Here is a 5,642-nt window from a genome sequence, read left to right as displayed (position 1 = left end):
CAGGAGGGAAATCATGAGCATTGAGATTGCCAATATTAAGAAGTCCTTTGGTCGCACCCAGGTGCTGAATGATATCTCGCTGGATATCCCTTCCGGACAGATGGTCGCACTGCTGGGGCCATCCGGCTCGGGCAAAACCACGCTGCTGCGTATTATTGCCGGGCTTGAACACCAGACCAGCGGGCATATTCGTTTTCACGGCACCGACGTGGGCCGTCTGCATGCCCGCGACCGTAAGGTCGGCTTTGTGTTCCAGCACTACGCGCTGTTCCGCCATATGACGGTGTTCGACAACATCGCCTTTGGCCTGACGGTGCTGCCGCGACGCGAGCGGCCGAACGCGGCGGCGATCAAAGCTAAAGTCACTAAGCTGCTGGAGATGGTGCAGCTGGCGCACCTGGCGGATCGCTACCCGGCCCAGCTCTCTGGTGGACAGAAGCAGCGCGTTGCCCTGGCACGCGCTCTGGCTCCGGATCCGCAGATCCTGCTGCTGGATGAACCTTTCGGCGCGCTGGACGCCCAGGTACGTAAAGAGCTGCGTCGCTGGCTGCGTGAGCTGCACGAAGAGCTGAAGTTTACCAGCGTCTTCGTCACTCACGATCAGGAGGAGGCGATGGAGGTGGCCGATCGCGTGGTGGTGATGAGCCAGGGGAACATCGAGCAGGTTGATGTCCCGGAGCAGGTCTGGCGTGAGCCAGCCACTCGTTTCGTGCTGGAGTTTATGGGCGAGGTTAATCGTCTGCACGGCGTGGTGCGCGGCAGTCAGTTCCACGTCGGCGCGCACCGCTGGCCGCTGGGCTACACCCCGGCGCACCAGGGCGAAGTCGATCTCTTCCTGCGTCCGTGGGAAGTGGATATTAGCCGTCGAACCAGCCTGGACGCGCCGCTACCGGTAGTCGTCGTCGAGGCCAGCCCGAAAGGGCACTATACGCAGCTGGTGGTGCAGCCCCAGGGCTGGTATGACGAACCGTTGTCGGTGGTGCTGCGCGGAGAGGATGCGCCGCAGCGCGGCGACCGGCTGTTTATCGGCCTGCAGAATGCTCGCCTCTATAACGGTAAAGAGCGTCTTGCCGAACGCGGGGATCTTGCTCTGGCGCACTCTGCCTGATAGTTTAACGAGTATGTTTATCGCCCGGTGGCGCTACGCTTACCGGGCCTACAATTATCACAGTGTCTTGTAGGCCGGGTAAGCGAAGCGCCACCCGGCTTTTTTATTGAGTAAAAATCGTGAACACACTCGAACACACCATCGGCAACACTCCCCTGGTTAAACTTCAGCGCATGGCTCCCGACAACGGCAGTGAAATTTGGGTCAAGCTGGAGGGCAATAACCCTGCCGGTTCGGTAAAAGACCGGGCCGCGCTCTCGATGATCGTGCAGGCAGAGAAGCGGGGCGAGATAAAGCCCGGCGACGTGCTGATTGAGGCCACCAGCGGCAACACCGGCATCGCCCTGGCGATGATTGCCGCACTCAAAGGCTACCGCATGAAGCTGCTGATGCCGGACAATATGAGCCAGGAGCGGCGTGCAGCGATGTACGCCTACGGCGCGGAGCTGATTCTGGTGAGCCGCGAGCAGGGCATGGAGGGGGCGCGGGATCTGGCTGCGGAAATGGCCCAGCGCGGGGAAGGGAAGCTTCTCGACCAGTTCAATAACCCTGACAACCCGTACGCCCACTACACCACCACCGGGCCAGAGATCTGGCAGCAGACCGGGGGGCGCATCAGCCACTTTGTCTCCAGCATGGGCACGACCGGCACCATTACCGGCGTATCGCGCTTTCTACGCGAGCAGGAGAAGCCCGTCACCATCGTCGGCCTGCAGCCGGAGGAGGGGAGCAGCATTCCCGGCATCCGCCGCTGGCCAGCCGAGTACATGCCTGGCATTTTCAACGCCTCGCTGGTGGATCGGGTCGTGGATATCCACCAGCGCGAAGCGGAAAATACCATGCGGGCGCTGGCGGTGCGGGAAGGCATCTTCTGTGGCGTCAGCTCCGGCGGGGCGGTTGCTGGGGCAATCCGCGTCGCCAATGAAAATCCGGGGGCGATCGTGGTGGCGATTATCTGCGACCGTGGCGATCGCTACCTTTCGACCGGCGTGTTTGGTGAGGAGAGCTACGCCCAGGGGGCGGGGATTTAAACATTATGGAGATGATCTTATTTCGGGATAAAAGCCGGGCGCAGCAGACGGATATCGTGGCGGTGCAGTCTCAGGTGGTGTACGGCAGCGTGGGTAACAGCATCGCCGTGCCCAATATCCGTCGATACCCGCTAACCGTGACGGCGGTGCCTACGGTGCTGTTCAGTAACACGCCGCACTATGACACCTTCTACGGTGGCGTCATTCCCGACGAGTGGTTCAGCGGCTACCTGAAGGCACTGGATGAGCGGGAGATCCTGCGCGAGCTGAAGGCGGTGACTACCGGCTACATGGGCAGCGCCAGCCAGATTGCGCTGCTGGCGCAGTGGCTCCGCGCGGTAAAAGAGATGCATCCGGACCTGCTGATTCTGGTGGATCCGGTGATCGGCGATATCGACAGCGGCACCTACGTGCATCCCGATATCCCCGAAGCCTATCGGCAACATCTGCTGCCGCTGGCGCAGGGCATTACGCCCAACGTCTATGAGCTTGAGATACTGAGCGGCAAGCCCTGCCGTGATCCTGAGAGCGCAATTGCGGCGGCGAAAGGGCTGCTGTCGGAGACGCTGAAGTGGGTGGCTATTACCAGCGCCCCCGTTGCCGGCGAGCCGGACGCTATTCACGTTGTGCTGGTGACTGAAGATGCGGTAACGGTCAGCGCGCATCCGCGGGTAGCTACCGATTTGAAAGGCACCGGCGATCTCTTCTGCTCTGAGCTGGTGAGCGTGATAGTGCAGGGGGCAAGCGTGGCAGAGGCGATTGGCCGTGCAGGCGACCGGGTAACCGAGGTGATGAGATACACCCAGCAGGCGGGCTATGACGAGCTGATTTTACCCGCCTGATTTACTCAGGATAAGAAACAAAAATGGCACCCGCGTGGGTGCCATTTTGTATTCCGGCCAGAATTACTTCTTGATGCGGATCACCGGGGTCTCGCCCACGGTTACGCTACCGGACAGCTTGTTCAGCTCTTTGATCTCGTCCATGTTGGAGATCACAACCGGCGTCAGGGTAGACTTGGCTTTCTCTTCCAGCAGCGGCAGATCGAACTCAATCACCGGATCGCCAACCTTCACGCGCTGGCCCTCTTCGGCGATGCGTTTGAAACCTTCGCCTTTCAGTTCAACGGTGTCGATACCGAAGTGAACGAACAGCTCAATGCCGCTATCAGATTCGATAGAGAAGGCATGGTTGGTTTCAAAAATCTTGCCAATGGTGCCATCAACAGGCGCGACCATTTTGTTGCCGGTTGGTTTGATAGCAATGCCATCACCAACAATTTTTTCAGCAAACACTACATCCGGCACATCTTCGATGTTGACGATTTCGCCAGACAGCGGAGCAATAATCTCAATGGTTCCGGTATCTTTCTTATCGTCAGAAACCAGAGATTTCAGTTTATCGAACAAACCCATGATCTTCTCCTAAGCAGTAATTTGGGCCGCATCTCGTGGATTAGCAGATTGTTTTTTCTTCAATGAACTTGTTAACCAGCGTCATTAACTCGTCCGTTGTCGGTTGAGCAAGAGCCTGCTCTGCTAAAACCTTCGCATCTTCGAAGTTCGTGTTACGAATAATCTTCTTAATGCGCGGGATAGAAATGGCACTCATACTGAATTCATCCAGACCCATCCCCAGCAACAGAAGTGTAGCACGTTCGTCGCCTGCAAGCTCTCCACACATGCCGGTCCATTTGCCTTCAGCATGAGAAGCATCAATAACTTGCTTAATTAAGGTCAATACAGACGGCGACATCGGCTGATACAGATGGGAGATCATATCATTACCGCGGTCAACTGCCAGGGTGTACTGGGTTAAATCGTTCGTTCCGATACTGAAGAAATCCACTTCTTTCGCCAGGTGACGAGCGATGGTCGCTGCGGCAGGCGTCTCTACCATTACGCCCACTTCAATGGTCTCGTCAAAGGCTTTACCTTCGTCACGCAGCTCCTGCTTGAAGATGTCGATCTCTTTCTTCAGGGCGCGCACCTCTTCAACGGAGATGATCATCGGGAACATGATGCGCAGCTTGCCGAACGCGGAGGCACGCAGGATAGCACGCACCTGGTCACGCAGGATCTCTTTACGATCCATGGCGATACGCACGGCACGCCAGCCGAGGAACGGGTTCTCTTCTTTCGGGAAGTTCATGTACGGCAGCTCTTTATCGCCGCCGATGTCCATGGTACGAACGATAACGGCCTGGGAGCCACAGGCTTCCGCCACCGCTTTATAGGCGGCAAACTGCTCTTCTTCGGTCGGCAGGGCGTCACGGTCCATGAACAGGAATTCGGTACGGTAGAGGCCTACGCCTTCTGCACCGTTACGCTCGGCACCGTCTACGTCACGTACGGTACCGATGTTGGCGCACACTTCGACCTGATGGCCGTCAAGGGTGATCGCCGGCAGATCTTTCAGCTTCGCCAGTTCGGCTTTCTCGGAAGCCACCTGCTCCTGCACGCTGCGCAGGGTTTCGATCTCTTCGTTGGTCGGGTTAACGTAAACTTTGTTATTCACCGCATCGAGGATCAGATAGTCGTCATTTTTCACCTGGGCGGTGACGCTACCGGTACCCACAATGGCAGGCAGCTCAAGGGAGCGCGCCATGATGGAGGTGTGAGAGGTACGTCCACCCGCATCGGTGATAAAGCCCAGCACCTTGTTTAGGTTCAGCTGTGCGGTTTCGGACGGAGTGAGATCCGCCGCAACCAGAATCACTTCTTCCTGAATAGAGCTCAGGTCGATGATAGCCAGGCCAAGGATGTTGCGCAGCAGGCGTTTACCGATATCGCGCACGTCAGCGGCACGCTCTTTCAGGTACTCGTCGTCCAGCTCTTCCAGGGCAGTTGCCTGACCTTCGATAACTTCGTGCGCTGCCGCATCGGCAGTCACGTGCTTATCTTTAATCAGGGCTATGATTTCCTGCTCCAGCTCCTCATCTTCCAGCAACATGATGTGGCCTTCGAAGATGGCTTCTTTTTCTTCACCAAAAGTTTCACCAGCTTTGGTTTTGATCGTTTCGAGCTGCGCAGATGCCTTGGCACGACCGCTCAGAAAACGTTCAACTTCCTGATCAACCTTATCGGCAGAAATTTTTTTCCGGTCGATGACGATCTCGTCTTCTTTCAGCAGCAGTGCTTTGCCGAAAGCGATACCCGGGGATGCTAAAATGCCTGAAATCATAACCCTACCTTACTTGTGACTGATTTTTTAAAAGAACCCGGAGCTTACTCGAGTTCAGCCATCAGTTTTACCAGATGCTCTACGGCTTTCTGCTCGTCTTCGCCTTCAGCGGACAGCGTTACAACGGTACCCTGGGTCAGGCCCAGAGTCTGGAGTTTGAACAGGCTTTTTGCGCTAGCGCTTTTGCCGTTGGAGGTCACAGTGATCTCTGAAGTGAAGCCTTTCGCTTCTTTCACAAACTGAGCAGCAGGGCGGGTATGCAGACCGTTCGGAGCGGTAATGGTAACTTCTTGCTGGAACATTGTATTTCCCCAACTTAT

6 protein-coding genes are annotated in these 5,642 nt (G+C 56.9%); 3 read left to right on the top strand and 3 right to left on the bottom strand.

What is annotated here, in order from left to right:
• Window positions 1-13: 13 nt before the first annotated feature.
• From cysA to pdxK, 3 genes are all read left to right on the top strand, one after another.
• Window positions 14-1,108, top strand: a complete 1,095-nt coding sequence (cysA, locus tag RTP97_RS21090) for a sulfate/thiosulfate ABC transporter ATP-binding protein CysA (protein ID WP_312417098.1) — start codon at window positions 14-16, stop codon at window positions 1,106-1,108.
• Between the two features lie 119 nt (window positions 1,109-1,227).
• A complete protein-coding gene (cysM, locus tag RTP97_RS21085) occupies window positions 1,228-2,139 on the top strand; it encodes a cysteine synthase CysM (RefSeq protein WP_312417096.1) in 912 nt (303 codons plus the stop codon).
• Window positions 2,140-2,144: 5 nt separating this feature from the next.
• Complete coding sequence (gene pdxK, locus RTP97_RS21080; protein WP_312417093.1) at window positions 2,145-2,981, top strand: pyridoxine/pyridoxal/pyridoxamine kinase; 837 nt, start codon at window positions 2,145-2,147, stop codon at window positions 2,979-2,981.
• 63 nt (window positions 2,982-3,044) lie between these two features.
• Here pdxK and crr read toward each other — a convergent pair whose 3' ends face one another.
• From crr to ptsH, 3 genes are read right to left on the bottom strand one after another with little or no spacing between them, the layout of a single operon-like run.
• Complete coding sequence (gene crr / locus RTP97_RS21075) at window positions 3,045-3,554, bottom strand: PTS glucose transporter subunit IIA (RefSeq protein ID WP_042389417.1); 510 nt, start codon at window positions 3,552-3,554, stop codon at window positions 3,045-3,047.
• Window positions 3,555-3,594: 40 nt separating this feature from the next.
• Window positions 3,595-5,322 (bottom strand): phosphoenolpyruvate-protein phosphotransferase PtsI, encoded by a 1,728-nt coding sequence (gene ptsI, locus RTP97_RS21070; RefSeq protein ID WP_312417089.1) that lies wholly within the window; start codon window positions 5,320-5,322, stop codon window positions 3,595-3,597.
• A gap of 44 nt (window positions 5,323-5,366) precedes the next feature.
• Entirely contained in the window at window positions 5,367-5,624 is a 258-nt protein-coding gene (ptsH, locus tag RTP97_RS21065; RefSeq protein WP_002913505.1) for a phosphocarrier protein Hpr, read from the bottom strand.
• Between the last annotated feature and the right edge of the window lie 18 nt (window positions 5,625-5,642).

This window comes from Pseudescherichia sp., from assembly GCF_031998825.1.
In the GTDB taxonomy this organism is placed as follows: Bacteria; Pseudomonadota; Gammaproteobacteria; order Enterobacterales; family Enterobacteriaceae; genus Pseudescherichia.
This window is presented reverse-complemented; position numbering and strand designations above follow the sequence as displayed.

Coding starts and splice junctions, on each gene's coding strand:
- cysA (WP_312417098.1), top strand. CDS start 14: ATGAGCATTGAGATTGCCAATATTAAGAAGTCCTTTGGTCGCACCCAG.
- pdxK (WP_312417093.1), top strand. CDS start 2,145: ATGGAGATGATCTTATTTCGGGATAAAAGCCGGGCGCAGCAGACGGAT.
- crr (WP_042389417.1), bottom strand. CDS start 3,554: ATGGGTTTGTTCGATAAACTGAAATCTCTGGTTTCTGACGATAAGAAA.
- ptsI (WP_312417089.1), bottom strand. CDS start 5,322: ATGATTTCAGGCATTTTAGCATCCCCGGGTATCGCTTTCGGCAAAGCA.
- ptsH (WP_002913505.1), bottom strand. CDS start 5,624: ATGTTCCAGCAAGAAGTTACCATTACCGCTCCGAACGGTCTGCATACC.